This window comes from Kosakonia cowanii JCM 10956 = DSM 18146 (genome assembly GCF_001975225.1).
Classification (GTDB): domain Bacteria; phylum Pseudomonadota; class Gammaproteobacteria; order Enterobacterales; family Enterobacteriaceae; genus Kosakonia; species Kosakonia cowanii.
The window spans coordinates 545,314-570,870 of record NZ_CP019445.1; the positions used below are offsets into that span (position 1 = coordinate 545,314).

At 58.2% G+C, this 25,557-nt stretch carries 25 protein-coding genes; 13 read left to right on the plus strand and 12 right to left on the minus strand.

Annotation, left to right across the window (positions count from 1 at the left end; genetic code table 11):
* Positions 1 to 4: 4 nt before the first annotated feature.
* The gene (locus tag BWI95_RS02550; RefSeq protein WP_023480386.1) at positions 5 to 613 is read right to left on the minus strand and encodes an ATP-dependent Clp protease proteolytic subunit; all 609 of its coding nucleotides are present in this window, start codon (positions 611 to 613) and stop codon (positions 5 to 7) included.
* A gap of 89 nt (positions 614 to 702) precedes the next feature.
* On the minus strand, positions 703 to 867 hold the full coding sequence (locus BWI95_RS02555; RefSeq protein ID WP_076768952.1) for a DUF1127 domain-containing protein: 165 nt from the start codon (positions 865 to 867) through the stop codon (positions 703 to 705).
* 175 nt (positions 868 to 1,042) lie between these two features.
* Here BWI95_RS02555 and BWI95_RS02560 point away from each other — a divergent pair, with 175 nt between their 5' ends.
* Positions 1,043 to 2,458 (plus strand): aminotransferase-like domain-containing protein, encoded by a 1,416-nt coding sequence (locus BWI95_RS02560; protein WP_054802756.1) that lies wholly within the window; start codon positions 1,043 to 1,045, stop codon positions 2,456 to 2,458.
* Positions 2,459 to 2,460: 2 nt separating this feature from the next.
* Here BWI95_RS02560 and BWI95_RS02565 read toward each other — a convergent pair whose 3' ends face one another.
* Both BWI95_RS02565 and BWI95_RS02570 read right to left on the minus strand, forming a co-directional pair.
* Positions 2,461 to 2,967 (minus strand): C40 family peptidase, encoded by a 507-nt coding sequence (locus BWI95_RS02565; protein WP_376782124.1) that lies wholly within the window; start codon positions 2,965 to 2,967, stop codon positions 2,461 to 2,463.
* Between the two features lie 178 nt (positions 2,968 to 3,145).
* Complete coding sequence (locus tag BWI95_RS02570; protein ID WP_054802753.1) at positions 3,146 to 3,841, minus strand: FliA/WhiG family RNA polymerase sigma factor; 696 nt, start codon at positions 3,839 to 3,841, stop codon at positions 3,146 to 3,148.
* A gap of 324 nt (positions 3,842 to 4,165) precedes the next feature.
* On the opposite strand from BWI95_RS02570, the gene BWI95_RS02575 reads away from it, so the two are divergent.
* The 5 genes from BWI95_RS02575 to murP all read left to right on the plus strand — a co-directional run bounded on the left by BWI95_RS02575 (position 4,166) and on the right by murP (position 8,312).
* The gene (locus tag BWI95_RS02575; RefSeq protein WP_076768953.1) at positions 4,166 to 5,059 is read left to right on the plus strand and encodes a winged helix-turn-helix domain-containing protein; all 894 of its coding nucleotides are present in this window, start codon (positions 4,166 to 4,168) and stop codon (positions 5,057 to 5,059) included.
* A 13-nt stretch (positions 5,060 to 5,072) separates the two neighbouring features.
* Positions 5,073 to 5,501, plus strand: coding sequence for a hypothetical protein (locus tag BWI95_RS02580; RefSeq protein ID WP_054802750.1), 429 nt, complete (start codon positions 5,073 to 5,075; stop codon positions 5,499 to 5,501).
* A 94-nt stretch (positions 5,502 to 5,595) separates the two neighbouring features.
* On the plus strand, positions 5,596 to 5,781 hold the full coding sequence (locus tag BWI95_RS02585) for a flagellar biosynthesis anti-sigma factor FlgM (RefSeq protein WP_054802749.1): 186 nt from the start codon (positions 5,596 to 5,598) through the stop codon (positions 5,779 to 5,781).
* A gap of 180 nt (positions 5,782 to 5,961) precedes the next feature.
* Positions 5,962 to 6,873, plus strand: a complete 912-nt coding sequence (gene murQ / locus BWI95_RS02590) for an N-acetylmuramic acid 6-phosphate etherase (RefSeq protein ID WP_054802748.1) — start codon at positions 5,962 to 5,964, stop codon at positions 6,871 to 6,873.
* Positions 6,873 to 8,312, plus strand: a complete 1,440-nt coding sequence (gene murP / locus BWI95_RS02595; RefSeq protein WP_076768954.1) for a PTS N-acetylmuramic acid transporter subunit IIBC — start codon at positions 6,873 to 6,875, stop codon at positions 8,310 to 8,312. The genes murQ and murP overlap by 1 nt, the downstream gene beginning before the upstream one ends.
* A gap of 34 nt (positions 8,313 to 8,346) precedes the next feature.
* On the opposite strand, the gene foxA is transcribed toward murP, so the two are convergent.
* The 7 genes from foxA to BWI95_RS02630 form a co-directional block, all read right to left on the minus strand.
* On the minus strand, positions 8,347 to 10,434 hold the full coding sequence (gene foxA, locus BWI95_RS02600) for a ferrioxamine B receptor FoxA (RefSeq protein WP_076768955.1): 2,088 nt from the start codon (positions 10,432 to 10,434) through the stop codon (positions 8,347 to 8,349).
* 128 nt (positions 10,435 to 10,562) lie between these two features.
* Positions 10,563 to 11,528: a helix-turn-helix transcriptional regulator gene (locus tag BWI95_RS02605; protein ID WP_054802832.1), complete on the minus strand. Its 966-nt coding sequence runs from the start codon at positions 11,526 to 11,528 to the stop codon at positions 10,563 to 10,565.
* Positions 11,529 to 11,672: 144 nt separating this feature from the next.
* Complete coding sequence (locus tag BWI95_RS02610) at positions 11,673 to 12,566, minus strand: MurR/RpiR family transcriptional regulator (protein ID WP_054802747.1); 894 nt, start codon at positions 12,564 to 12,566, stop codon at positions 11,673 to 11,675.
* A 2-nt stretch (positions 12,567 to 12,568) separates the two neighbouring features.
* Positions 12,569 to 13,519: an iron-siderophore ABC transporter substrate-binding protein gene (locus BWI95_RS02615; protein ID WP_054802746.1), complete on the minus strand. Its 951-nt coding sequence runs from the start codon at positions 13,517 to 13,519 to the stop codon at positions 12,569 to 12,571.
* A 14-nt stretch (positions 13,520 to 13,533) separates the two neighbouring features.
* Entirely contained in the window at positions 13,534 to 14,586 is a 1,053-nt protein-coding gene (locus BWI95_RS02620; RefSeq protein ID WP_076768956.1) for a FecCD family ABC transporter permease, read from the minus strand.
* Entirely contained in the window at positions 14,583 to 15,590 is a 1,008-nt protein-coding gene (locus tag BWI95_RS02625) for a FecCD family ABC transporter permease (protein ID WP_054804674.1), read from the minus strand. The genes BWI95_RS02620 and BWI95_RS02625 overlap by 4 nt, the downstream gene beginning before the upstream one ends.
* Complete coding sequence (locus BWI95_RS02630; protein ID WP_054804675.1) at positions 15,587 to 16,414, minus strand: ABC transporter ATP-binding protein; 828 nt, start codon at positions 16,412 to 16,414, stop codon at positions 15,587 to 15,589. Before BWI95_RS02630 ends, BWI95_RS02625 begins: the two co-directional genes overlap by 4 nt.
* 437 nt (positions 16,415 to 16,851) lie before the next feature.
* On the opposite strand from BWI95_RS02630, the gene BWI95_RS02635 reads away from it, so the two are divergent.
* The 7 genes from BWI95_RS02635 to BWI95_RS02665 all read left to right on the plus strand — a co-directional run bounded on the left by BWI95_RS02635 (position 16,852) and on the right by BWI95_RS02665 (position 25,032).
* Complete coding sequence (locus BWI95_RS02635) at positions 16,852 to 18,996, plus strand: TonB-dependent siderophore receptor (RefSeq protein ID WP_054804676.1); 2,145 nt, start codon at positions 16,852 to 16,854, stop codon at positions 18,994 to 18,996.
* 702 nt (positions 18,997 to 19,698) lie between these two features.
* Positions 19,699 to 20,571 carry a carbohydrate ABC transporter permease gene (locus BWI95_RS02640; protein WP_076768957.1) on the plus strand — a complete coding sequence of 291 codons (873 nt, stop codon included), beginning with the start codon at positions 19,699 to 19,701 and terminating at the stop codon, positions 20,569 to 20,571.
* Complete coding sequence (locus BWI95_RS02645) at positions 20,561 to 21,448, plus strand: carbohydrate ABC transporter permease (RefSeq protein ID WP_054804508.1); 888 nt, start codon at positions 20,561 to 20,563, stop codon at positions 21,446 to 21,448. Before BWI95_RS02640 ends, BWI95_RS02645 begins: the two co-directional genes overlap by 11 nt.
* 11 nt (positions 21,449 to 21,459) lie before the next feature.
* Entirely contained in the window at positions 21,460 to 22,284 is an 825-nt protein-coding gene (locus BWI95_RS02650) for a phosphodiesterase (RefSeq protein ID WP_054804509.1), read from the plus strand.
* Between the two features lie 4 nt (positions 22,285 to 22,288).
* Positions 22,289 to 23,362: an ABC transporter ATP-binding protein gene (locus BWI95_RS02655; RefSeq protein WP_054804527.1), complete on the plus strand. Its 1,074-nt coding sequence runs from the start codon at positions 22,289 to 22,291 to the stop codon at positions 23,360 to 23,362.
* Positions 23,355 to 24,665: an ABC transporter substrate-binding protein gene (locus BWI95_RS02660; RefSeq protein ID WP_076768958.1), complete on the plus strand. Its 1,311-nt coding sequence runs from the start codon at positions 23,355 to 23,357 to the stop codon at positions 24,663 to 24,665. The genes BWI95_RS02655 and BWI95_RS02660 overlap by 8 nt, the downstream gene beginning before the upstream one ends.
* 91 nt (positions 24,666 to 24,756) lie before the next feature.
* Entirely contained in the window at positions 24,757 to 25,032 is a 276-nt protein-coding gene (locus tag BWI95_RS02665) for a hypothetical protein (RefSeq protein WP_076768959.1), read from the plus strand.
* Positions 25,033 to 25,051: 19 nt separating this feature from the next.
* On the opposite strand, the gene BWI95_RS02670 is transcribed toward BWI95_RS02665, so the two are convergent.
* On the minus strand, positions 25,052 to 25,516 hold the full coding sequence (locus tag BWI95_RS02670; RefSeq protein WP_054804510.1) for a hypothetical protein: 465 nt from the start codon (positions 25,514 to 25,516) through the stop codon (positions 25,052 to 25,054).
* Positions 25,517 to 25,557: the final 41 nt, after the last annotated feature.

A 25,557-nucleotide genomic window follows, 5' to 3' on the forward strand; every position in this document is an offset into this window, starting at 1 on the left:
GGAATTAATCGAGGTTGAGATCGGCGTAGGAGTTGACCACGCGGGAGACAATGCCGTAATCCATCGCCTCTTTGGTGTTCATCCAGAAGTTGCGATCGGTGTCCTGCTTCACCTTCTCCACCGGCTGGCCGGTAGCGTCAGCAATCATGCGATTCACACGCTCAAGGGTACGGATAATCTCTTTGGCTTCGATTTCGATATCGCTCGCCTGACCACGCACGCCACCCAGCGGCTGGTGGATCATAAAGCGGGTGTTTGGCAGCGAGTAGCGGTGCTCTTTTTTCGCCGCGAGGAAGATGGTGATCCCGGCGCTGGCGACCCAGCCGGTGCCGATGATGTGCACTTCCGGGGTGATAAATTTGATCATGTCGTGGATGGTATCCGCCGCTTCGACATGGCCGCCCTGGCTGTTGAGATAGATTTTGATCGGCGCATCGCTGATGCCCTGCAGCAGCAGAAGCTGGGTCACCACTTTCTCAGTCAGCGCCTGGTTGATCTCACCGGAGATGATGATCGAACGCGCATCCAGCAGTTTCTGCTGCATCAGCTGGCTGGCATTGCCTGCTTCTTTCTCTTTTTTGTCGTCATCATCGTGGTTAGTAATAAAATGCATGTGCTCTCTCCCTTCAGGTTATGGAGCTAAGCATAGCCCAACGCAGGGTGGGCGGGAACCACCAGATATTTCCTGCGCCCTTTTCGCCTTCAGCTTATATCGCTGCGTCGTAATCCCATATCCCTTAACTGCTCGTCACTCAGCCTGCGCAGTTCGCGTCGGGTTTTCGCCAACAGGTGCCAGCGCCGCAGCTGGCGCCAGAGTAAAACAAAGCCGGAAAACGGGCGCCGTGGTCGATTTTCGAAAAATTCCATGTTGCTCTCCTCGCCTGAAAAGAGCTCTATTTTCGCTGCGATCGCCCTGCACAATACAGACTCAGAAAATACTTTTCTTTAACATACAGATGCCGTAAAAGAGGATCTGAACGCCACTTTCCCGCCCGATCTGTACTGTTTTTTGTAACTGTATGGTGACTTTTTAGGATACAGCATGACCCGCTACCAACATCTGGCCACGTTACTGGCAGAGCGCATTGAACACGGCTTATATCGCCACGGTGAAAAATTGCCTTCGGTGCGCAGCCTGAGCCAGGAGCATGGCGTCAGTATCAGCACCGTACAGCAGGCCTATCAGGTACTGGAAACGTTGCAGTTAATCACCCCGCAGCCGCGCTCCGGTTACTTTGTCGCGCCGCGCAAAGCCAAACCGCCGGTGCCGGCGATGTCGCGCCCGGTACAGCGACCGGTTGATGTCACGCAGTGGGATGAAGTGTTAACCCTGCTTGATGCGCGCACGGATAAAGAGATTATCGCCTTCGGCGGCGGCGCACCGGACCTCAACCAGCCGACCCTCAAACCGCTATGGAAAGAGATGAGCCGCATCGCGCAGCACCAAGTGATGGATGCCCTCAGCTATGACCCCCTGCCCGGTCAGCAGGAGCTGCGCGAGCAGGTCGCCCGCCTGATGCTTGATGGCGGCACCTCGTTAAACGCCGAAGAGATTGTTATCACCGCTGGCTGCCACCCGGCGCTGTCGCTGGCGCTGATGGCGGTCTGCGATCCGGGCGATATTGTCGCCGTCGAATCGCCCTGCTTCTACGGCACCATGCAGCTGCTGCGCGGGCTGGATATCAAAGCGATCGAAATCCCGACCGATCCGGAAACGGGGATCAGTATTGAAGCGCTGGAACTGGCGCTTGAGCAATGGCCGATTAAAGGGGTGATCCTGGTGCCCAACTGCCAGAACCCGCTCGGGTTTATCATGCCGGAAGCGCGCAAAAAGGCGGCGCTGTCGCTGGCACAGCGCCACGATATTGTCATTTTCGAAGATGATATTTATGGCGAGCTGGCCACCGACTATCCACGGCCGAGTACCATCAAATCCTACGATATTGATGGCCGCGTGCTGCTCTGCAGTTCACTGACCAAAACCGTGGCGCCGGGACTGCGCATTGGCTGGATCGCGCCGGGGCGCTATCTGGATCGGGTGATCCATAAAAAATATGCCGCTATCGGCACTAATGTCCCTTCCACCCAGCTGGCGGTGGCGGCGTTTATCCGCGACGGACACTATCACCGCCACGTACGCCGGATGCGCCAGGTGTACCAGCAGCGGTTGGCGGTCTACACCTGTTGGGTACGACAATATTTTCCATGCAATATCTGCGTGACGCGCCCGCAGGGCGGCTTTCTGCTGTGGGTCGAACTGCCGGAAAGCGTCGATATGGTCTGCGTTTCCCGCGCGCTCTGCCGGTTAAAGATCCAGATCGCGCCCGGTTCGCTCTTTTCAGCCTCCGGCAAGTATCGCAACTGCCTGCGCCTCAACTGCGCCCTGCCGCCGGATGAAGAGAGACGGGAAGCGATCAAACAGCTGGGGGCGACGATCCACAACGCGCTGGAGGAGTAGCCTCAGAGAATCGCCTCGTTGGTCAGAATACGCCGCGCGCCGAGGTAATGATCCTGCCAGTAATCATTGGTCAGGTTACTGATACGGATCTTCAGCCCGCTGCGCGGTGCTTCGATAAAGCTATTGTTGCCAAGGTAGACGCCAACGTGGTCTGCCGGGCCGCGCCTTTTACTGTGAAAGAAGATCAGATCGCCGCGGCGCAGCTTATGGCGGGCCACTTTTTTCAGCCCCCTATCCCGGAACATCGCCCGGGTGGTGCGCGGCAGTTTTCGCGCCAGCACCTTGTTATAGGCGTAGACCACCAGCCCGCTACAGTCGAAACCCCGCTGCGGTGAGACGCCGCCACGCACGTAAGGTTTACCGAGCTGCTTCTCCAGACGGTTCATCACCGTCAGCAACGATGCGCGAACGCGCGCTTTTCGCCTCGCCTGATGATGCGCGGCAGTCGTCTGGGCGTTTGTCTCAGACGTGGTTAACAGAGGCGCCGCTCTGCGCGCGGGGGTTTGCACACACCCGGTTGCAAGCGACAGCACAAGAAGCGTAAAAAAAAGCCCCAAAAACCCTCGGAGCAGGCTCCGACTGGGGGCGACGATGGATGACAAAATCACAGCTTTCACGAGAACAACACATTTAAACCAATGAGTTAAACGGAAGCACCGGCTACAGCCAGCACCATAAATAGCGCGTTTATTGACGCGTAAACGCCTGAACCTTCTGGGCAATCCCTTTATTGAGCTGGCAGACGCGCGCTTCCGATACGCCGATCACCTGCGCAATCTCTTTCAGGCTCAGTTCATGCTGGTAATAGAGCGCGAGGATCAGCTGCTCACGCTTGTCGAGGGTGGCTACCGCGCTGCGTAACGTGTAGGCGGGCAGCAGTTCATCCTCGAGCTGGCGGCTACGGAGCGTGCTGGCGTGCAAATCACTCTCCAGCAGGGTATCCAGGCTCTCCAGCGCACTGGCCGAGTGCAGCAGCAGATATTGCTGCCAGGCTTCCGGCGTCACCGACAGCCGTTCACTCAGCTCCTCAAAGCGCGGTTCATACCCCAGCTCACGGGTGATTTCGCGGATCGCATCCGTGAGCTTATGCGTCTGTTGACGCAGCCTGCGCGGTCGCCAGTCCTGCTGGCGTAACTCATCCAGCACCGCGCCGCGAATGCGCTGAATGGCGTAACCGGCAAACTGTGCGTCCGGCGGGCCATAGCGGCGCAAGGAAGCCAGCAGCCCCATCAGGGCAATTTGGCGCATATCCTCTTTGCTCATTACGCTGCTGGTCTGCCAGCTGAACTGTTTGACGACTTTATGTACCAGCGGCAAATAATCACTGATATAACGCGCTTCATCAGCGGGATTTAAGGTTTTTGCGGCAGTTAAATTCATCATTTACATTACGTATGAGGAACAGCGGATAAAACAATTAATAAAAAGTTTCGGCAACACCTAATTAACAAAATGAGAAGAGAAGTAGCTAATAACTTACAAAAGCGCTCCTCAACGGCGTCAAACAATACACCACAAACCCGTTTTTTAATCCTTTGAAAAGCGCCAACTAATGAAATCACATGTAATTTACGCCGCGCTTTCCGTATTATTAACGCCACAAACCGGTGAACTACGAATATTTATTCTGTTATTTATCCGATTCAGCCAACGGCATTATTTCTTGCAATAAGTCTCTGACGGATTGGTATCAATCGTTAACCTTTTATGAATAAACACAATTGCACCGTAAATAACTGGGTCATCGATCCTGCGTCAGGCGCGATCCACCATGTGGTGACCGGCGAGGAGAAACGGCTGGGAACGCACCCGCTCAGACTGCTGGCTGTTTTGCAGCAACACCCCGGCGAGATCCTCTCCCATGAGGCGTTAGCCGCGCAGGTCTGGGAAGATCGCGCGGTCAGCAGCAATAGCCTCGCCAATGCCATTCATGCGCTGCGCACCGCCCTGGCGGATAACGGTAAGCAACAGCGAATTATTCGCACCATCCCCAAAAAGGGATACGTGCTGGAGGCAAAATATTGCCGTCCTCTGATCAGCGGGCCGCCGCCAGACCCGCGCCCTGTCGCACCTGAAGTCGATATCCCCGTACAGGAGACGGCACCTTCCGCGCCTGAGTTACCCGCGCCAATCCGGCAACAGACGCCCGTTGCTGCGCAACCTTTCTCCTGCATTAACGTTCTGCTTATTATGCTGCTCTTTATATTTACTGTTCTCTGTAGCGGCTATCTGGCGCTCACCTATAACAACAAGATAGTGGCAAAAGAGGTGGCAAAAAATATCTACAGCCATCTGCGTATATTTGCCCTGCTGGCACCGGGCGAGAGAATGAAAGAGCCGACGGCTATTTATGATCGCTTAAAAGAGAGCTATACCCGGCTTAATCGGCAGGCAAAGCAGAAGGCGCTGCGTATTGCTATTTACTATCGCAGTGAAAATCAAACCTTGAATTATACCTTCCGCATACATAATGGCTGCGAGCAGCGGGTACTGGTGATGCAAATTGACCACTGGCGTTCCGATACGGCGTTATTAAATAAGCTAATTGTCAGTGAGACACGGAGAAAAATGGATGAGATGGCACGCTGTAACAGCCAGTAAATGGACACTATTTTTGCTTGCTATCACCCTGGCGGCGTTAGCCTGCGGCATCGTTTTCCAGCGCGGGCAGCGCGCCCTTAACCAGACGGAGGAGATCGTACAGCAGGTGGGGTTTTACGATTTGATGCTGCATCAACAGGAGATCTACGATTCGCGCATGAGCACGGCGGGCAATATTATTATCAGCACGCTCAGCAGCCCGCACAATGCGGCCTTTATGCTCAAAAGTAACTTTGTCCACACGCGCCAGCGGTATGGTAAACACTATTTTGCCTACCCACCGGTGCTGTTCAACCCGGCAAAAGATAACCGCATGGTGACAAACAATGTTGATCTGCTGACCTACTCGGAGAATGCCATGCAGCAGATTGCGCCCGACGGCGTGCCGCTGGTCTGCCAGCAAAATGGCATGATTTTTCGCTATCAGCTGGAGCCGGATTAAGCAAAAACGCGGGGATTAAGTTTGCGGCGTCGATGGTCGTTTTAGGTAGCCAGATAGCCGCCAAACGTTAACCGCCCTCTGTGAGACGCACATCATGACAGCGCCCCCCTTTTCTGACGCGACCCTCTTTTTACTTAACCAGGCGCAGGCCGACCTTGATCAATTGCCGGAGATTGACCAGCCTAAGATTGAACGCCTTCGCGCAGCGCTTAACGCTGGCGAACTTGAGCTCGATCCCGATGCGCTGGTGCAGGCCATCTTCACTTTTCACCAGCGCTGACGCGCCGCTTAATGATCACTTATGCGCATCATGAGCAGCGTCACACTCTCGTTTCGCGCCCCGTGCAAGAATAAATTATTCTTAAATTGATAGTTATGAATAATATATTATTCCTTTTTCGGCTGCCGGGGCCGTGAGGCGGCAGGCAGAAAGTCATAACGCAGAGTGAAGTGAGACGTGATGAACATTGATCTATCCACATTGACGACCGAAGGCCGCAACAGCGCCAGCGCCAACATCGACATGCTTGATACCGAGGCGATGTTACGGGTGATTAACCGTGAAGATCAGAAGGTCGCACTGGCGGTTGAGCAGGTGATCCCGGCGATTACGCAGGCGGTCGATGCGATTGTCAGCGCCTTTAAAAAGGGCGGGCGTCTGATTTACTGCGGCGCGGGCACCTCCGGGCGTTTAGGTATTCTGGATGCCAGCGAATGTCCGCCCACTTACGGTACGCCACGTGAGCAGGTTATCGGCCTCATTGCCGGCGGCCATCGCGCCATTTTGCAGGCGGTGGAGAACGCCGAAGATAGCCTGACGCTCGGCGTCGACGATCTTAAATCCCTTAATTTCAATGCCAACGACGTGCTGGTCGGCATCGCCGCCAGCGGGCGCACGCCCTATGTGATTGCCGCCATGGAGTACGCCAAAAGCCTGCATGCCACCACCGTATCGCTGACCTGCAACGCCGGTAGCCCAATGACGCAGATTGCCGATATCGCCATTACGCCGGTGGTCGGCGCGGAAGTGGTCACCGGCTCTTCACGCATGAAAGCGGGCACGGCGCAAAAACTGGTGCTCAATATGCTCACCACCGGGGCGATGATCCGCAGCGGCAAAGTCTACGGCAACTTGATGGTGGACGTGGAGGCGACGAACCAGAAGCTGGTGCAGCGGCAGGTCAACATTGTTATGGAAGCCACCGGCTGCGACAGCGACGAGGCGAAGCAGGCGCTACAGGCCTGCCACGGCCACTGCAAAACCGCCATCCTGATGGTGCTGGCGCAGATTGACGCCGAAGAGGCCGCGAGTTTGCTCGCGGATAACGGCGGGTTTATTCGCCAGGCGCTGCTCCACGCAGGAGTGAAGTGATGGCCAAAATCACGCCGGAAGTGATCGCCTCCATCCTGCAACGGGTCGGTGGTGAAGCGAATATTAAAAGCTGCGGCAACTGCATGACACGCCTGCGCCTGGCGCTGCATAACGACGCGCTTGTCGACAAGGCCGGGTTGCAGGCGCTGCCTGGCGTGCTCGGCGTGGTGAACAGCGACGATCAGCTGCAAATCATCGTTGGCCCCGGCAAAGCGCAAACCGCGGCAGAGATGATGAGTCTCTTAATCAGCCGTGACAACGCGCCCGCGGAATCGGCCTCGCTCAACGAGGTCGCCCGCGACACCAAACAGCAGATGAAGGCGAAGCAGACCAGCGGCCTGCATCAGTTTCTGGCGAAATTCGCCACCATTTTCACGCCGCTTATCCCCGGCTTTATCGCCGCCGGGATGCTGCTTGGCTTCGCCACGCTGATTGAGCAAAGCCTGCTGGTTGGCGCGCAGGATAAGAGCAGCGCGCTCGCGCACGTCGTCGGTTATATGAAAGTGTTCGGCAAAGGGTTGTTCACCTTCCTGCCAATCCTGATCGGCTACAACGCGCAAAAAGCCTTTGGCGGCAGCGGCGTCAACGGTGCGATTATCGCCGCGCTGTTTGTGCTCGGCTACGACGCGAAAGCGACGGTCGGCTACTTCTCCGGGATCGACAACTTCTTCGGCATGAGCATCGATCCGCGCGGCAATATTATCGGCGTGCTGATCGCCACGATCCTCGGCGCGTGGATCGAGCGGCAGATCCGCCGGTTTGTGCCCGACAATCTCGATATGATCCTTACCTCGCTGCTGACGCTGCTGATCACCGGTGCGCTCACCTTCACATTGATCATGCCGATCGGCGGCGAGCTGTTTAAAGGGATGTCGTGGCTGTTTCTGCACCTGAACGGCAACCCGTTTGGCTGCGCGGTGCTGGCGGGCCTGTTCCTGATTGCGGTGGTGTTTGGCGTGCATCAGGGCTTTATTCCGGTCTACTTCGCCCTGATGGATGCGCAGGGTTTCAACTCGCTCTTTCCGATTCTGGCGATGGCGGGCGGCGGCCAGGTGGGCGCGGCGCTGGCACTTTACTTCCGCGCGGCGCGTGAATCGACGATCCGCAACCAGATCCGCGGGGCGATCATTCCCGGCCTGCTCGGCGTCGGTGAACCGCTGATCTACGCCGTGACCCTGCCGCGCGTTAAACCTTTTGTCACCGCCTGTATTGGCGGTGCCTGCGGTGGATTTTTTATGGGTGCCGTGGCGTGGCTTGGCTTACCGGTCGGGTTGAATACGGTGTTTGGCCCTTCCGGGCTGGTGGCGCTGCCGCTGATGACCTCCGATCATGGCATCTACGCCGGGATGGCGGTCTATGCGGCGGGCGTGGTGGTGGCCTATCTCGGTGGGTTTATCGTCACCTGGCTCTTCGGCCATAAAGGCGTCGATCTCAGCTAAGAAAAAACCCGGCGCAGCGGCCGAGTTTATCACATCAGAATGCGTAAGAGAGGCTGCCGACGATGCTGCGCTCGGCGCCAAAGTAGCAGTAATTAGCAGAGTTACACGAGGCGACATAGCGCTTGTCGGTGAGGTTATTCACGTTCACCTGCGCGCTCAGCCCTTTCAGCCCAACATTCGACAGATCGTACCCGACGGCCAGATCCACCAGCGTGTAGGAGGGCAGCGTGTGGGTATTCTCACGATCGGAGGTGATGCCGTTAACATACCGCACGCCGGAACCGAGGGTCAGGCCATTCAGCGCACCCGCTTTCACGTCATAGCTCAGCCAGGCGCTGGCCTGGTTGCGCGGGGCGTAAACCGCGCGTTTGCCCTGCTCCTCGGGGCTGCTTTTCTTATAACGAATGTCGTTATAGGTGTAAGCCGCTTGTAAGCGCAGGTTATCCGTCAGCTGACCCACCGCTTCCAGTTCAACCCCTTCCGATTCAATCTCACCAATAGCGCGGTAGGGATCGGTCGGCTCCACTTTGGTGGCGATATTGTTCTGGTTGATGCGGTAGACCGAGGCGCTGTACATGGTCTGCGAACCTTCCGGCTGGAACTTCAGCCCCGCTTCCCACTGCTTGCCCTTCATCGGTTGCAGGATCTTGCCGTTCTCATCGGTAAAGCTGGTCGGCGTAAAGGCCGTCGAGTAGCTTACGTAGGGCGCAAATCCGCTGTCGAAGAGGTACATCAGTGCCGCACGGCTGCTGATATGGTCTTTCTCCAGCGTATCGTGAGTGTCACCGATCTTATTGCTGTTAGTGATCTTCACCTGATCGTGACGGCCGCCGAGGGTCAGGCGCCAGCGATCGAGCGACATCTGATCCTGCACATAGATCCCGGTCTGCTCCAGTTTATGCTTTTCACGGCCATACACGGAAATTGAGAGCGGATCGGCACCGTAAACCGGGTTAAAGGCATCGATCGCCGGGAAGCTGCCATAGGATGAGGTGACGTTGTTATTGCGATGCTGATAATCAACGCCCACCAGCAGACGGTGGTTGATGGCACCGGTATCGACGCTGCCATCAAGCTGGTTATCCAGCGTCACAGCCGAGAGGGACTCATCTGAGCCGGAGTAACCGCGGTTCAGCTCGGTCTCATTCAGCCAGCCTGAGGCATAAACCTGATTGAGATCGACTTTGGTACGCAGGTAACGCAGCTTCTGGCGCACCGACCAGCCGCTGTCAAACATGTGCTCAAAGTTATAGCCGACCATGTTTTCACGGCGTTTGTACTTGTCGTACTTGTCTTCGCCCTCAAAGAAGGTGTTGGAGATTTTGCCCCCGGCGTGCGGCACTACGGTGCCTTCATAGGGCAGGCCAGAGTGGCTGCCGCCTTCCGGATCGCGATGCAGATAGGCCATCACATCGAGGCGCGTGCTGTCGGTAATACGCCAAGTGACGCTCGGCGCGATGGCGTAACGCTGCTCTTTCAGGTGATCAAACTGGGAGTCGGCATAGCGGGTCATACCGGTTAAACGCACCGCCACGCGATCGTTATCATCCACCGGCCCGGTCACATCAAACGCCGCGCCGCGCTGGTTGTTATTGCCCGCGAAGAGTTTCACTTCACCGCCCGGATCGAACGACGGTTTGCGCGAGTTCAGCGCCACAATGCCGCCCGGCGACGAGCGGCCATAGAGCACAGATGCCGGGCCGCGCACCACTTCCACGCTGTCTAAAAACCACGGGTCGATCACCAGCGAGCTGTGGGAGTTGGTGTCGCCCATCATCTTCAGCCCGTCGAGATAGACATTATCGAGGCTGCCGTCGGAAAAGCCGCGCAGCACGATGTAATCAAAGCGGTTAGAGGCGCCAATTTGGTTGCTGTAGACGCCCGGTGTATAGCTGACGGCCTGGCGCACGCTGGTTGCGCCCTGCTCTTCATACTGCTGGCGCGTGACGATCGAGACCGCCTGCGGCGTTTCGATATCCGGCGTCTCAAGCTTGGTCGCGCCGCTCTGCACCTGCGACGTTACCACCACAGTATCTTTAGCGTTTTCCTGCGCCAGCGCCGAAACGCTCATCCCACCGGTTATGCAGCCAATCATCAATGCCAGTCGCGTTTTTGCGAACATGAAACTCTCCAGAAGCGGTTATTATTGTAAATAAGAATTATTACCCTTTTGGATTCGCCAATAGCTATGCGCAATGACAATTCACATATGCGCGGTGACAAAATGGCGTGCAGGGCGAGAGAAAAGGTCTACGGGGAGGCGATCGGCTGTCGCGCTTCACTCGGCGCGATGCCATACCGGCGGCGAAAAGCGGTAGAAAAATTGGTGGCGTGTTGATAGCCCGACATCCAGGCCGCTTGCTGCACGCTATAACCCTGGACGAGGTAGCGCCGGGCCAGCGCCAGGCGGCAGTCGCGCAGATAGTCAAACACCGAGTGGCCATACGCCTGGCGGAACTTCACCCGCAGGCTGCTGGTGCTCATCGCCGCCAGCTGCGCCAGCGCGGTCAGGGTGTACTCTTTTTCCGGCTGCTGCTCGAGCAAACGGCGCACCGACTCAAGCCGTTGCCCCTCACCGCCGCAGGCGCGCGTACAGCGTTCAACGCCCGCCATCCGCTGTGACAGCGCGTGCCCGACCAGTTGCAGCATCACCCCTTCGAGGATCAGTTCGCGCGACAGTGCGGGCAGCGTCGAAAGCTGGCTCTGTTGTAAACCGGAGAGCAGAAACTCGGGCACCTGCCATAAAAAGGTTGGCGCACCGTGGGATTCCCACTGCTCCAGCAGCGCGGTAAGTAGCGGCGAGCGCTGGCAGCTGGCCGGATCAACGCCGAGCGACAGCGTGCGCAGGGAGTTATCCGCCAGATGACGGGCATTCATCACCTGCTGCTCGCTCAGGCGCGAGGTAAAGGCCATGCCGGAGCGGACGATAAACTCCTCGCCGTTGAGGCGCAGCATTACGCTGCCTTCCAGAACTACCAGCATATAGAGCGGGCAACTGTGCAGGGAGGTGGTTTCATAGGGTTGCAGAACGCGAATGTCGGAGCGGGTCAGGTTCAGGCCGCTGGAGAAGCGCATCTCCTGCACATCGCCCTGGATCACGATGCGTCGCTCTTCGCTCAGCGAGCGGCAGGAAGCCAGCGCCGGAAAGCGATAATCTATGCCGTAGCGCTCGCCAAAGCCGATAAAATCTTCAACGGAAAAGTCTCTTTTTTGCATAACCGGCAGCCGTTCGCTCTCGATCAAACCCAGGCCCCACGCCGGGCGAAACGGCCTACACCTTACCATCCGCACCCGGCTGCTTCAATGCTATTGAGAACTATTCTCATAAAAGGATCACAGTCAGAAGGATAACCGGCGCGCTCACCCCTTTTTCCCGCCCGGCTTTAAACCCCGGTGAAACTCATTGATGCGTTTCACCGTTTTAATCGCCCGCTGCGAATTGGCTGACGCTACCGACAGCACAATCATCTCCAGGCAGAGCAACACCGTGCCGTGCAGCGGGATTTTGCCCTTCTCGCCGCCGCGCGGGACATGGATCACCACATCCGCTTGCTGGCTGAAGCGCGAGTCGACGGCGTTGGTCAGCAGGATCACCGGAATACCGAGCCGCCGCGCCTCTTTCAGCGTGGTCAGCCCTTCGCGGTGCGCCGATTTCTGCGCCATCATCACCAGCACATCGCCGCGCTGTAGCCCAATCAGCTGCTCGGAGAGCGCGATGCCGGTGCGGTTAAGTTCAATAGCGGGTAAGCCGATGCGGTTGAAAAGCCGCGCGCTGTACTCCGCCAGGATCCCCGATGCGCCAATGCCGAAAATCGCCACCTGACGGGCATCGACCAGCAGTGCCACCGCCTGCGCAATAGCGTAACGGTTGGCAGGCGCGGAGAGCACGTCGCAGGTGTGCTGATGCCCTTCGAGGACAAAATCGATGCCTGAATTGACGTCGCAGGCGAGCGCATTCACCGTGGTGCTCATCTTCTCGGCCGACGACGCCGCCGGGCCAAACCACTGCTCCAGCGTCTGCTTCAGATCGCGCAGCCCGGCAAAGCCCAGCGCCTGAATTGCCCGCACCACGGTGGCGTCAGAGGTGTGGGTGGCGGCAGCAATCTCCATCGCCGTCTGCTCCAGCACCGCTTCGCGATGATCGTGGATATAACGCGCCACCGCCTGCAAACGCGGTGACAGCGTCTGCGCCCGCGCGCGAAAACGCTCGCCGTAGACATCGACGCGGCTTCTGGCCCGCTTTGCGTTCTGCATGTTCACTTCCCTTGTTGCGGCAGCGGTCGCCCGGCAATCTGCGACTGCACCTGCGCCACCATCAGGCTTAACGAGGCAAAGGAGTTAGAGATCGCCTCTTCCCGTGAAATCAGTACATAGCGCCCGTTGTGACAGGCAGTGAGGAAATCGCACCAGCCGGGCATCACCGCGTTCATGGCAGCCATCTCATCCTGCGGCGTGCCGCCGGTATCGCCGCGCCATGTCGCAAAGACAAAGTCCGCATCCAGCTCCGGTAGCCGCTCGGCGTTGACATCCATCCGCCCGCCTTCAGGAATGCTGTCGATAAGCGGCGGGAAGCGAAAACCGGCATCCCGCAGCACGCGGCCCAGCGAGTGGTAGCTGTGTAAGACGTTGATTTTGCCGTTGTTGGCCTGGATAACCGACACCGTTATCTTGCGGGTATCAATGGTCTTTTTCAGCGCCGCAATCTGCTCCTGATAGCGCCGCATCAGGATCGCCAGCCGTGCCTGCGTGCCGGTCAGCTGCGCCAGCTTGCGGTAGATCTCCGGTGCGCCGCCCTGCAGATGATCGATGCTCACCGTGGGCGCGATCTTCGCCAGTTGCTCTACAGGCGTATTACGGCTTGGCTCGGTAATGATCAAATCGGGTTTTGCTGCTGCAACGGCTTCCATATCGATATCGGCGGAGCCAATAAAGCGGATGTCAGAGTTATCAAAGTCGACGCCGGTTAACAGCGCGCCGGAGCGTAACACGTGGCGACCATCCGCCTGCGTACGTCCGTGGCTGGCGACCGGCGGCACGCCAAGCTCAATTAGCGGAATGGTGATATCAAGATCGTGCAGCGAGACAATGCGTTTTGGGTGCTGCGGTACCTTGACCACGCGCCCTAAATCGTCGGTGAAAGTCTGCGTTGGCTCTGCGGCCGCGGCGGCGAAACCGGCCAGCAGCAGCAGGGAGAAGAGGAAGCGCATAGAACTCCTTAAGGTTACAAGCGATCGCGCCGCTGCCAGAGCAGCAGCAGGAAAAAGGGGCCGCCCACCAGCGCAATCACAATCCCGGCGGGAAGTTGCAGTGGCGCAAACGCCAGCCGCCCAATCGTATCGGCGGCGAGCATCAGCAAACCACCGAGCACTGCGCTGCCCCAGAGCAGCGCGCGCTCACCGCCGCGCAGCAGAAAGCGCGCCATATGCGGGGCAATCAGCCCGACAAAGCCGAGGCTGCCGACGCAGGAGACGCTGGCTGCGGTCAGCAACACCGGCGCGAACACCCGCAGGCCGTTAAGCAGCATCAGCCGCACGCCCAGCCCGGTTGCTGCCTGGTTGCCGAGCTGCGCGACATCCGCCGCGCGGGCGGTGAGCAGCAAAATAAGCGCCGCAGGCAGCGCCCAGCAGAGCGCCACACCCAGCAGCGGCCAGCTGGCAGCCTGTAAACTGCCCGCCAGCCACAGCATCGCGGTCTGTACGTCGCGCACATCGGCGGTGGTCATAAAGAGGCCGATACCGGCGGCGAAAGTCCAGGAGAGGCCAATACCCAGCAGCACAAAGCGCGGTCGGGAGACATCGCGCGCCAGCGCGATCACCAGCCCGGCGGCAAGCAGGCCGCCCGCCATTCCCGCCAGCGGGCGCCAGACAACGCTCACCGCCGGAAAGCTGAACACCAGCGTTAACACCGCAACGCTGGCCCCCTCTTTAACGCCAATTAAGCCCGGATCCGCCAGCCCATTGCGCGTCATGGATTGCATCGCCGCGCCCGCCATGCCGAGCATCGCTCCGCAGAGCAGCGCCATGCAGAGCCGCGGCAGGCGCAGATCCCACACCACATAGTGCTGCTCGCCGCTGAGCATCTGCGGCATAAACAGCGCCCGGGCAAGGTTTGATGTCGGCACGGGCAGCGATCCGTGCGAAACGCCAAACAGCAGTAGCCCCAGCGCCAGCAGCAGCAGGCCGCTTAGCCACAGCAGCGCGCGCGGGCGCAGCAGGCGGGAGAAGCCGCCAATCCGAAACGCACGCAGCCCGGCACGATGCAGTTGGTGGCTCATTTGAAGAACCTCGCCGCCAGCAGCATAAACAGCGGCGCGCCGACCAGCGCAGTCATCACCCCGGTTGCCAGCTCCTGTGGCGACAGCAGCGTTCGCGCGGCGATATCCGCCAGCAGCAGCAGCGCCGCGCCTCCAAGGGCGGAAAGTGGGATCACCACGCGCAGATCGCTCCCCGCCAGGCGGCGCACCATATGCGGCACTACCAGCCCGACAAACCCGACCGGCCCGGCAATGGCGACCGCCGCACCGCACAGCAGCGCAATGGCGAGTAAGGAGAGCAGGCGAATGCGCGTCAGCGAAACACCAAGGCCGCGCGCCAGCGTATCACCGAGCGCCAGCATATTCAGTGCTGGTGCCAGCCCAATCGCCAGCCCGAAGCCAGCGGTGGCAGCCATCGCCGCAGGGGTGATTTGCGCCCAGCTTAGCCCGGCAAGATCGCCAGCCAGCCAGGTGCGCATGCTCAGCAGGGTCTGCTCATCAAGGATCAGGATCGCGGCGGTGATTGACGAGGCAAAGGCCGACAGCGCCACGCCGCAGAGCGTCACCTTCATCGGCGTGAAGCCAGCGCGCCCGGCTGAACAGAGCAGCATCACAAGCGAAAAGAGGATCGCCGCGCCGGTGGCGGCAATCAGCGGTCGGCTCACGGCGGCATCGCCCACCGTGATGCCAAGCGCGGTAGTTGCCACCACCGCCAGCGCGGCTCCGGCATTCAAACCGAGGATGTGCGGCTCGCCTAAGGGGTTGCGAATAACCGACTGCAAGAGTGCTCCGGCAACGCCCAACGCGCCGCCGGTAAAGATCGCGGCGACGAGGCGCAGCAAACGCAGGCTGATGATCACCCGGTGATCGAAATTGTGCGGATCAAAGGCGATCAGCGCCTGTACCACCGTCGGCGGTGCGATGTAGCGCGCGCCAAGTCCCAGGTGGGCAATGGCCGCCATCATCACTAATGCCAGCAGGCCAAGCGCGGCGATGCTCACGCGCGCAGAGTGACGAATGATCATGCGCCGCTACCGCCCGGTTTGCGAAAGGGGATAAAGAAGGGCTTGCCGGTCAACGGGTTAACCGACATCTGTACCTCGACATCGAACACGCGTTTGATCAGCTCCGGCGTGCAGGCTTCGCCTTCGTTGATCACCCCTTGCAAACGTCCCTGCTTTAGGAAGATCAGCGTGTCGGCGTAGTTCACCGCGAAGTTAAGATCGTGCAGCACCACAATCACCGTGCGGCCATGATCGCGGGTTAAGGTATGCAGCAGTTCGAGGATCTCCACCTGATAGCGAAGATCGAGGAAGGTGGTTGGTTCATCAAGTAGGATCACCGGCGTTTGCTGCGCCAGCGCCATCGCAATCCAGCAGCGCTGCCGCTGGCCGCCGGAGAGGCTATCCACGGGCTGATGGGCAAACCCGGCGGTGCCGGTCATTTCCAGCGCCTGCTGTACCGCGTTTTCATCCTCCTGGGACCACTGGCGCATAAAGCTCTGCCAGGGAAAACGCCCGCGCGCGACCAGCTCAAACACCGTCAGCCCTTCCGGCACAACCGGCGATTGCGGCAAGATGCCCAACTGGCGGGAGACGGCTTTTGTCGGCTGCTGATGAATCGCTTTGCCATCCAGCAACACGCTGCCGCCCAGCGGTTTCAGCATGCGGGCAATGGTGCTGAGCAGGGTGGATTTCCCGGAGCCGTTTGCGCCCACCAGCACACTCATTTTGCCGAGGGGAATGGTCAGGCTGATCTCATCGACAATTATCTGCTTGTGATAGCCCGCCGACAGGCGGTCGAGCACGATACCTTGCCCGCTTTCAGGTTGTTCCACGTGTTGTGGCATGTTGACTCCTGCGCCGCAACAGCGTGGCTACCCGCGCGTGCGTTAGCATCAAATAAAAATAAATCTCATTCTCTTTTGAAATTTTGCAGTTTGCTACTGTAGTAGTCAAGTATCCTAATCAGCTAGTTCACTTAGCCGCTCTGGCAGATTGCGTCCGCATATTTGAAAAATAGAATGAGCCATTAAGTTATTTATTTTTAATAAGTTAATTAACTAAACCTACTGCACAAACTGCCCTCTTACCGCTGCGCTTCTTCTGTAGTGAATATCTCACTTTTATCATTTACTACTACATAAGCCCATGATTGAATGATTATCAATTACAAATCCGAAGCCGCACACTACGGCTAACGGATACGCTTTATCCACCAGCAATAACCATAAAAAAACGTTCACGCCTGCCGGTAACGCAGGCACGCTTCGGGAAAGAAGAAGACATGGCAGATTTAACGGGTTGTTATTCCGGGCAAAAAGGGCGCGCGCGCCTCTCTGCGCTCATTTTAGGCGCGCTCGTTTCACCACTCACGCACGCCGCAGATAACAAAGAGGGCGACACCGTAACGGTAGTGGCAGATGCCGCCGCCGATAAACCGGCCACCTCCGGGTATCAGCCGCTCAGCTCCTCCACCGCCACCCTGACCTCAATGCCGCTGCTGGATATTCCGCAAGTGGTGAACACCGTCAGCGACCAGGTGCTGGAAGATCAACACGCCACTACGCTTGATGAAGCGCTGTACAACGTCAGCAACGTTGTGCAGACCAACACGCTTGGCGGCACGCAGGATGCGTTTGTGCGCCGCGGTTTTGGTGCCAACCGCGACGGCTCGGTAATGACCAACGGCCTGCGCACCGTGGTGCCGCGCAGTTTTAACGCTGATGTCTCCAGGGTGGAAGTGCTGAAAGGCCCGGCCTCAACGCTGTATGGCATTCTCGATCCCGGCGGGCTTATCAACGTGGTGACCAAACGCCCGGAAACCACCTTTGGTGGCTCCGTTTCCGCCACCTCCAGCAGCTTTGGCGGCGGCACCGGTGAGTTTGACGTTACCGGCCCGATCGAAGGCACGCGGCTGGCCTGGCGCTTGATCGGCGAATACCAGAACGAAGATTACTGGCGTAATTTCGGTAAGCAGAAAAGCACCTTTATCGCCCCTTCGCTGAGCTGGTTTGGCGATAACGCCACGATCAACGTGCTCTACTCCCATCGTGATTATCAGATGCCGTTCGATCGTGGCACGATCTTCGATCTTGCGACCAAACAGCCGGTCAATGTCGATCGTAAAACCCGTTTTGATGAGCCGTTTAATATTACTGACGGTGAATCTGATATCGCGCAGCTCAACGCTGAATACCGCTTTAACAGCCAGTGGACCGGAAAGCTGGAGTACGGTTTCAGCCAGGATAAATACAGCGATAACCAGTCGCGGGTGATGGCCTATAACGCCGCCACCGGTGGGCTGACGCGCCGGGTGGATGCCACGCAGGGATCGACCCAGCGCATGCACACCACGCGCGCCGATCTGCAGGGCAACGTGACGCTCGGCGGCTTTTATAACGAGATCCTCACCGGCGTCGCGTATGAAAATTACGATCTGCTGCGCACCGATATGATCCGCTGTAAGAACCTGAAAGATTTCAATATTTACAACCCGAGCTACGGTCGTGCGAGCAAATGTACAACCGTCTCGGCCTCCGACAGCGATCAGCGCATCCAGCAAGAGAGCTACTCGGCGTATGCCCAGGATGCGCTCTATCTGACGGACAACTGGATCGCGGTCGCCGGGATGCGCTACCAGTATTACACCCAGTATGCGGGCAAAGGGCGGCCGTTTAAGGTCAACACCGACAGCAGCGATGAGCAGTGGACGCCGAAGTTTGGCCTCGTCTATAAACTCACGCCGTCGATCTCACTGTTCGGTAACGTGGCGAAAGCCTTTATGCCGCAGTCGTCCATTGCCAGCTATATCGGCGACTTGCCGCCAGAAACGTCGACATCCTATGAAGTGGGTGCCAAATTCGACCTCTTCGACGGTGTTACCGCCAATATCACGGCGTTTGATATTCACAAACGCAACGTGCTGTATAACGAAATCGTCGGCGATGAGACGGTAGCGAAAACCGCCGGGCGCGTGCGCTCCCAGGGCGTTGAGATGGATGTGGCAGGTGCGCTGACGCCGAATATGAATGTGATCGCCAGCTACAGCTATACCGCGGCGAAAGTGCTGGAAGATCCCGACTACGCCGGGAAACCGCTGCCGAACGTGCCGCGTCACACCGGTTCGCTGTTCCTGACCTATGACATTCACAATGTTTACGCCGGTAATACGCTGACCCTTGGCGGCGGTGGGCACGGCGTCAGCCGCCGCTCGGCCACCAACGGCGCGGATTACTACCTGCCTGGCTATGTCGTCGCGGACGCCTTTGCCGCTTACAAAATGCAGCTGCGCTACCCGGTGACGCTGCAACTGAACCTGAAAAACCTGTTTGATAAGACCTATTACACCTCATCGATGGGCACCAATAATCTGGGTAACCAGATTGGCGATCCGCGTGAAGTGCAGTTCACGGTGAAGATGGATTTTTAAGGTTTAACCGGTAACCCTTCTGCATTGCCCGATGGCGCTTACGCTTATCGGGCCTACGCGTTGAACCCTCGCTTTTCGTAGGCCGGGTAAGGCGCAGCCGCCACCCGGCATCTCCTCTGCATTGCCCGATGGCGCTTACGCTTATCGGGCCTACGTGTTGAAGCCGAGCTTTTCGTAGGCCGGGTAAGGCGTAGCCGCCACCCGGCTCCTCCCCTGCATTGCCCGATGGCGCTTCGCTTATCGGGCCTACGCGTTGAAGCCTCGCTTTTCGTAGGCCGGGTAAGGCGCAGCAGCCACCCGGCATCTCCCCAGCATTGCCCGATGGCGCTTCGCTTATCGGGCCTACGTGTTGAAGCCGCGCTTTTCGTAGGCCGGGTAAGGCGCAGCAGCCACCCGGCATGTTCCCAGCATTGCCCGATGGCGCTACGCTTATCGGGCCTACGTGTTGAAGCCGTGCTTTTCGTAGGCCGGGTAAGGCGCAGCAGCCACCCGGCATCTCCCCGCATTGCCCGATGGCGCTTACGCTTATCGGGCCTACGTGTTGATGCCTCGCTTTTCGTAGGCCGGGTAAGGCGCAGCCGCCACCCGGCACCTCCCCCGTACCGCCGGTTCATTAAACAGTCACCTGCACGCCATGCTTTTGCAGCATTGGTTTCACACAATGCCCGCTTTCGAAACCCGTGACGTTTTTTTCAGGCAACTATGAAAAAGTACTGGCTTCCCTGGCTTATCCTCTCGCCGTCGCTGCTGTTCCTGGCGCTGTTCACCTACTTTCCCCTGCTGCGCTCGGTCTACGACAGCCTGTTTGATACGCGCATGGCGAGCGACAACCCGCCCTTTGTCGGTGCGGCTAACTTTACGCGCCTGCTGGAGGACAGTGTCTTCTGGCAATCGCTGCTCAATAACCTGCTCTATATCCTGCTGACGGTGATCCCGGGCGTCACGCTGGCGCTGCTGCTGGCCGTCGCGCTATGGGAAAACCACCGCGTCAACCGCTGGCTGCGCACCGCTTTTTTCTTCCCGATGATTATCCCGATGGTCAGCGCGGCTGCGCTGTGGCTGTTTATCTTTATGCCCGGCCTCGGCATGCTCGATCACTACCTGGCCACCCTTTTTGGGCCGATGAATAACAACTGGCTCGGTCGCAGCAACAGCGCGCTGTTTGCGCTGGCGCTGATTGGCGTATGGAAATTCGCTGGCTACTACATGCTCTTCTTTCTCGCCGGCTTGCAGGGTATTCCCGCTTCCACGCGCGAAGCGGCGGTGATGGAGGGCGCAACGCCGACCCAGGTTTTCTTCAAAGTGACGCTGCCGCTGCTGCGTCCGACCCTGAGCTTTGTGCTCACCACGGCGCTGATCTACTCCGTAACGCAGATCGATCACGTTGCGGTGATGACTCACGGCGGGCCGGACAACGCCACCACCGTGCTGCTCTACTACATCCAGAATCTCGCCTGGGAGACGCACGATCTCGGTAAAGCGTCGGCGGCCACCTTTTTAACGCTGGTCGGCCTGTTCATCTTTTCGCTGGTTAACCTGAAATTACTGGAAAGAGGAGCGCACTATGAGCGTTGAGATCTCGCCTGCCCTCAACTCGACGGCCGCCGCTGCCCGCCCGCGCTGGCTGCGTCTGCGCCACTCCCGTCCGTTTACCCTCGCGCTGCTGATGAGCTGCATGGCGCTGCTGTGGGTCAGCCCGTTTATCTGGATGCTGTCGTCCGCTTTCAGCACCACCACCTTCGGCGAAGAGATGGCCTCAATTCTGCCGCGCTTTCCGCTAACGCTGGATAACTTCAGCGAGGCGTGGAACAGCGCCGACTGGCTGAGCCTCTACGGCAACACGCTGATTTTCGCCTTCGGCACCTTCTTCGTGCAGCTTTTTACCATCACGACCGCCGGGTATGTCTTTGCCTGCCATGAGTTTCGCGGCAAGCAGACGCTGTTCGTCCTCTTTCTGGTGCAGCTGATGATCATGCCGGTGGTGATGATGATCCCCAATATGCTGACGCTGAAAACCTTCGGCCTGCTCAACACCTTAACCGGCGTGATGATGCCCTACTTCACCTCGGCGTTTGGCGTGTTCCTGATGCGCCAGGCCTTTCTCGCCATCCCGAAAGAGATCGAAGAGGCGGCGCTAATGGAGGGCTGCCGCTGGTGGCAGGTGCTGTTCCGCGTGATGTTGCCGATGTCCTGGCCGTCGCTGCTCGCCTTCGCCACCGTCAGCATTACCTATCACTGGAACGAGTATTTATGGCCGCTAATGATGCTCAACGATCCCGATAAACAGGTGCTGACGGTCGGGCTGGTCTCCTTCGCCATGGGCGCGGAGTCCGGCGGGCAGTGGGGGGTGATCAGCGCCGGAACGCTGATGGTCTGCCTGCCGCTGATGATCGCCTTTATCGCGTTCCAGAAACAGTTTCTTCGAAGCTTTGGCTTCTCCGGCATTAAATAAGGAGTGCAGTGATGTTTTTAGCGCAAATTTCCGACACCCACTTTCGCAGCCAGCATGAGAAGCTGTACGGGTTTATTGACGTCAATGCCGGTAACGCCGATGTGGTGTGCCAGCTAAACGCCCTGCGCGAGCGCCCGGATGCGGTGGTCATCAGCGGTGATATCGTTAACTGCGGCCAGCCTGCGGAGTACCGCGTGGCGCGCCAGGTGCTCGGCAGCCTCGATTACCCGCTGTTTGTCATTCCCGGCAATCACGACGACAAAGCGCACTTTCTTGAGTATATGCACCCGCTCTGCCCACAGCTGGGCAGCGATCCGCACAATATGCGTTACGCGATTGATGAGTTCCCCACTCGCCTGCTGTTTATTGACTCCAGTCTCACCGGGGAGTCAAAAGGCTGGCTGACACCGGAGACGCTGAACTGGCTGGAAGCGCAGCTTACGCAGAGTAGAGATCGGCCTACCGCGCTGTTTATGCACCACCCGCCGCTGCCGCTCGGCAATGCGCAGATGGATCGTATCGCCTGTGAAAACGGCCATCTGCTGTTAAAGCTGATTGAGCGTTTCCCGGCGCTGACGCGCATCTTCTGTGGCCATAATCACAGCCTGACCATGACCCAGTATCGCCAGGCGACGATTGCCACCATTCCCGCCACCGTCCACCAGGTGCCGTACTGCCACGAAGATACTCGCCCCTATTACGATATGTCGCCGCCCGCCTGCCTGATGCACCGCCAGGTCGGCGAACAGTGGGTCAGTTACCTGCATTCGCTTTCTCACTACCCCGGCCCGTGGCTCTACAACCCACAGATCAGCTGCCCGGTGGATGAGCGCTAAGATCATGTTAAGACTCAATCAGGTTAGTAAAAGCTTTGAGGGCAACGCGGCGCTGAGTGCGGTCTCGCTAGAGATTGCCGACGGCGAATTTGTGGTGCTGGTCGGCCCGTCCGGCTGCGGTAAAAGCACGCTGCTGCGGCTGATCGCCGGACTAGAGAGCGTCAGCAGCGGGGAGATCTGGCTCGATAACCAGCAGATCACGACCCTTTCGCCGCGCGATCGCAACTTTGCGATGATCTTCCAGAACTACGCCCTCTTCCCGCATCTTTCCGTGCGCGACAACATCACCTTCGGCATGAAGGTGCGCAATGAGGAGCGAGCAAGCTGGCAGCCGCGGCTGGAGCGTGTGGCGCAGATGCTGGAACTCGATACGCTGCTGGAGAGAAAACCGGCCAAGCTTTCTGGCGGCCAGCGCCAGCGCGTGGCGATGGCGCGCGCCATCGTGCGCAACCCGAAACTCTTTTTGATGGATGAACCGCTCTCCAACCTTGATGCCCGCCTGCGCAGCGACGTGCGCGATAGCATTATGGCGATGCACCAGCAGTTACAGATAAGCACCATCTACGTCACCCACGATCAGACCGAAGCGATGTCGATGGCCGACCGCATCGTGGTGATGAATGGCGGGCATGTGCAGCAGGTGGGCCGCCCGGAAGAGCTCTATGCGCACCCGGTGAACCTGTTTGTCGCTGGCTTTATCGGCTCACCGGCGATGAATCTGCAACGGCTGCCCTGCGCCGGGGGCGATGTGCTGCTGGGCGAGCAGCGCCTGCCGTTGCCGGCTCACGCCCGTCATCATGCGGAGGTGTGGCTCGGCATTCGCCCGGAACATATCTCTGATGTGCCAGAAGCAGGCAATCTGATGCTGCCTGCCACCGTCACCCAGCGCGAACTGATGGGCGCTGATTACCAGCTGCATGTCACCACGCCCATCGGCAACCTGCGCTATATCCGCCGTCACCGGGGCGATGTTCCCAACAAAGGGGACACGCTCAGCGTCGGTTTTTCACCGTTTGATTGCCACCTTTTTGCTGCCGATACGCAGCGTAATTTACACCAGGAGAGAGACCATGCATAAGTTAATGCGAGCGCTTACTTACGGCATAACCCTTGCGGTAAGCGCCACTGCGGCGGCGCAGGAGAAGATCGACTTTATGTTTCCGGCACCGGTCGACGGCAAGCTAACGATGGAGATGACGCGCATCATCAAAGCCTTCAACGACTCGCAAAAAGAGGTTGAGGTGCGCGGCATTTTTACCGGCAACTACGACACCACCAAAATGAAAGCCGAGTCTGCGCAGAAGGCGGGCCAGCCGCCTGCGCTGGTGATCATGTCCGCCAACTTCACTACCGATCTGGCGTTAAAAGATGAAATCCTGCCGATGGATGAGCTATTCAAATATGGCGATAAAAAAGCGGGCGATTTCCTGCAAAGCGCCTTCTGGCCTGCGATGCAGAAGAATGCGCAGGTGATGGGCGTAACTTATGCCATCCCGTTCCACAACTCGACGCCAATCCTCTACTACAACAAAACGCTGTTTGCGCAGGCGGGCATTACGCAACCGCCACAAGACTGGAAAACGCTGCTGGAGGATGCGAAAAAGCTGACGGACCAGAGCAAAGGCCAGTGGGGCATTATGCTCCCCTCTACCAATGACGATTACGGCGGCTGGATCTTCTCCTCGCTGGTACGCGCCAACGGTGGCAATTACTTCAACGAGAACTTCCCGGGCGAGGTCTATTACAACGCGCCGACCACCATTGGCGCACTGCGCTTCTGGCAGGATCTGATCTACAAAGAGAAGGTGATGCCCTCCGGCGTGCTGAACTCAAAACAGATCAGCGCCGCCTTCTTCTCCGGCAAGGTGGGGATGACGATGCTGAGCACCGGCGCGCTTGGCTTTATGCGTGAGAACAGCAAAGGGTTTGAGCTGGGCGTGGCGATGATGCCTGCCCAGCTGCAGCGCGCGGTGCCGATTGGCGGTGCCAGCCTGGTGAGCTTTAAAGGCATCTCAGACGCGCAGAAAAAAGCGGCTTATCAGTTTATGACCTACCTCATCAGCCCGGAGGTGAACGGCGCGTGGAGCCGCTTTACCGGCTACTTCTCGCCGCTGAAAGCGACCTACGACACGCCGGAGATGAAGGCTTATCTCAAGCAGGATCCGCGCGCGGCGATTGCGCTGGAGCAGTTGCAGTATGCGCACCCGTGGTACTCCACTTATGAAACCGTCGCCGTGCGCAAAGCGATGGAGAACCAGCTCGCCGCGGTGGTGAACGATGAGAAAGTGACGCCGGAAGCGGCGGCCGCCGCCGCACAAAAAGAGGCGGATACGCTGATGAAGCCGTATGTCGATAAAACGGCGCTACAGCCGGTGAAATAAGGGATTTGCAGGCCCGCAGGGAAGCGGGATGGGTTTGCTTACTGGCTGAAAAAGTTCATGATGAGCCAATTCTGTCTTTAGGAAAAGACGCATGATTGACGAAAAAACCGCCCTCGCCTCGGCGAAAGCCTGGGCGAATGAAAATTTCGAAAACGGCTGGGATGAGGCCTACCACGTGGCTTCGCTCGTTGAAAGTGACAACAAGCGGTACTGGGAAATCAATACCAATATCGCGCCACCGCTGGATGCACCCTTCAGTGAGCAATTTTTACCCTCGCCGTTTAAATATTACGTCGATCCGGAAACAGGAGAGTGCATCGGCTACAGAGGCCATCGGGATAAACATATTTGTAAGCGCAGACGATAGCGCCTCCAGTAAGCACTCACTAACGTAGCAGTATCATGCTTAACGTCGCCTGGCGGGTTTGCGCATCGTAATAGAGTGAAAAAGTATCTGCTGCGGGGTTGCCGGGTTTTCGCCACTCTTCTGCACTGGTTATCGGATGCGGATCGCGCTCATAGCCGAGGGTTTGAACGTACTGCCGCAGCGCCTCGACGCTCTCTTTGCTGGCATTCTCGAAAATAATGCTGTTGATGGAGGGATAACCGTCACCATTATGAAATTCCAGATGATACGTCGTGGTGATACGAGGAGCCTGTGCAATCGCCTTTTCGGTTAATGCGTGGTAATCCCACAGATTACGCTCGGTGTAGACCGTCGTTTCCCCCAGCCCGGAGAGCATCAGCCAGAGCAGAAAGAAGAGCACCAGCGCGAGTGAAACCACAAACAGGCTGCCCCACTTCACTATGCGGAAGATTAACGCGGTGGCTGCGTGGGGCTTGTGCATCATTATTTTTTATCCTGCACCGTAGTTTGACTCGCCGCTCTTTG

What these genes read in the sequence shown, in the direction of transcription:
- BWI95_RS02550 (WP_023480386.1), bottom strand. Translation starts at nt 613, where the DNA reads ATGCATTTTATTACTAACCACGATGATGACGACAAAAAAGAGAAAGAA.
- BWI95_RS02555 (WP_076768952.1), bottom strand. Translation starts at nt 867, where the DNA reads ATGGAATTTTTCGAAAATCGACCACGGCGCCCGTTTTCCGGCTTTGTT.
- BWI95_RS02560 (WP_054802756.1), top strand. Translation starts at nt 1,043, where the DNA reads ATGACCCGCTACCAACATCTGGCCACGTTACTGGCAGAGCGCATTGAA.
- BWI95_RS02570 (WP_054802753.1), bottom strand. Translation starts at nt 3,841, where the DNA reads ATGATGAATTTAACTGCCGCAAAAACCTTAAATCCCGCTGATGAAGCG.
- BWI95_RS02575 (WP_076768953.1), top strand. Translation starts at nt 4,166, where the DNA reads ATGAATAAACACAATTGCACCGTAAATAACTGGGTCATCGATCCTGCG.
- BWI95_RS02585 (WP_054802749.1), top strand. Translation starts at nt 5,596, where the DNA reads ATGACAGCGCCCCCCTTTTCTGACGCGACCCTCTTTTTACTTAACCAG.
- murQ (WP_054802748.1), top strand. Translation starts at nt 5,962, where the DNA reads ATGAACATTGATCTATCCACATTGACGACCGAAGGCCGCAACAGCGCC.
- murP (WP_076768954.1), top strand. Translation starts at nt 6,873, where the DNA reads ATGGCCAAAATCACGCCGGAAGTGATCGCCTCCATCCTGCAACGGGTC.
- foxA (WP_076768955.1), bottom strand. Translation starts at nt 10,434, where the DNA reads ATGTTCGCAAAAACGCGACTGGCATTGATGATTGGCTGCATAACCGGT.
- BWI95_RS02605 (WP_054802832.1), bottom strand. Translation starts at nt 11,528, where the DNA reads ATGCAAAAAAGAGACTTTTCCGTTGAAGATTTTATCGGCTTTGGCGAG.
- BWI95_RS02610 (WP_054802747.1), bottom strand. Translation starts at nt 12,566, where the DNA reads ATGCAGAACGCAAAGCGGGCCAGAAGCCGCGTCGATGTCTACGGCGAG.
- BWI95_RS02615 (WP_054802746.1), bottom strand. Translation starts at nt 13,519, where the DNA reads ATGCGCTTCCTCTTCTCCCTGCTGCTGCTGGCCGGTTTCGCCGCCGCG.
- BWI95_RS02620 (WP_076768956.1), bottom strand. Translation starts at nt 14,586, where the DNA reads ATGAGCCACCAACTGCATCGTGCCGGGCTGCGTGCGTTTCGGATTGGC.
- BWI95_RS02625 (WP_054804674.1), bottom strand. Translation starts at nt 15,590, where the DNA reads ATGATCATTCGTCACTCTGCGCGCGTGAGCATCGCCGCGCTTGGCCTG.
- BWI95_RS02630 (WP_054804675.1), bottom strand. Translation starts at nt 16,414, where the DNA reads ATGCCACAACACGTGGAACAACCTGAAAGCGGGCAAGGTATCGTGCTC.
- BWI95_RS02635 (WP_054804676.1), top strand. Translation starts at nt 16,852, where the DNA reads ATGGCAGATTTAACGGGTTGTTATTCCGGGCAAAAAGGGCGCGCGCGC.
- BWI95_RS02640 (WP_076768957.1), top strand. Translation starts at nt 19,699, where the DNA reads ATGAAAAAGTACTGGCTTCCCTGGCTTATCCTCTCGCCGTCGCTGCTG.
- BWI95_RS02645 (WP_054804508.1), top strand. Translation starts at nt 20,561, where the DNA reads ATGAGCGTTGAGATCTCGCCTGCCCTCAACTCGACGGCCGCCGCTGCC.
- BWI95_RS02650 (WP_054804509.1), top strand. Translation starts at nt 21,460, where the DNA reads ATGTTTTTAGCGCAAATTTCCGACACCCACTTTCGCAGCCAGCATGAG.
- BWI95_RS02655 (WP_054804527.1), top strand. Translation starts at nt 22,289, where the DNA reads ATGTTAAGACTCAATCAGGTTAGTAAAAGCTTTGAGGGCAACGCGGCG.
- BWI95_RS02660 (WP_076768958.1), top strand. Translation starts at nt 23,355, where the DNA reads ATGCATAAGTTAATGCGAGCGCTTACTTACGGCATAACCCTTGCGGTA.
- BWI95_RS02665 (WP_076768959.1), top strand. Translation starts at nt 24,757, where the DNA reads ATGATTGACGAAAAAACCGCCCTCGCCTCGGCGAAAGCCTGGGCGAAT.
- BWI95_RS02670 (WP_054804510.1), bottom strand. Translation starts at nt 25,516, where the DNA reads ATGATGCACAAGCCCCACGCAGCCACCGCGTTAATCTTCCGCATAGTG.